The organism is Ruegeria sp. BG8, from assembly GCF_056538325.1.
In genome coordinates, this window is record NZ_JBQFSZ010000034.1 from 1 (window position 1) to 733 (window position 733).

General features: G+C 55.5%; 1 pseudogene. It reads left to right on the forward strand.

The window, feature by feature from the left end:
• Window positions 1-50: 50 nt before the first annotated feature.
• Window positions 51-704, forward strand: a pseudogene (locus ACR0DG_RS21450) (IS3 family transposase); the annotation flags it as partial.
• Window positions 705-733 lie beyond the last annotated feature (29 nt).

A 733-nucleotide genomic window follows, 5' to 3' on the forward strand; every position in this document is an offset into this window, starting at 1 on the left:
TTCCCTTGTTCTAATTTGGAGTTTGCGCAACCTCTTGAGGGGTCAAGCGGATGCGAAAGAGCTGTTTTTTAGAAGCGCAGATCACCGGAAAAAACCTAAGAACAGGAGGTGGGTATGCTGACGGCGGAGATGTGATGCAAGCATGGTCGGGGTCGGGGCACATTAAGCAAGTTCACATCCAGGTATGGTGGCATGGAAGTCTCTGGTGCGGCCAAGGTGAAGGCGTTGGAGGATGAGAATACCAAACTAACAGGTCTGTTCGCGGATCAGGTGCTGGACAACGTGGTTCTGAGAGATCTGTTGGGAAAGAATTGACGACTTCAACAGGCCGATGACATGCGGCGCTTAGGGCGATGCGGGATCATGACATCTCGCAACGGCGAGCGTGAGGGCCGGTTGGTGTCGACCCTAAAACTGTCAGGCGCGATCGCCCGCTTGACAGTCCTGACATCCGCAAGGAGATGAAGAATACCGCGGCCAAACGGCGTCGATTTCGCTACCGCTGGATCGGCGTCACGCGAGAACGCGAAGGACGCGTCATGAACCAGAAGAAGCTCTATCGCTTGTGCACAGAAGAGAAACTGGCCGTCAGACGACGAAGGGGGCGGAAACGGGAGCGTGGATCGCGGACACCGATGCCCAAGGCTTTGAGACCCGGCGAGCACTGGTCTCTGGATTTCCTATCCGACACTTTCGCTGCATCCTGAAGGTTCCGTATCTTGACGGTGATGGA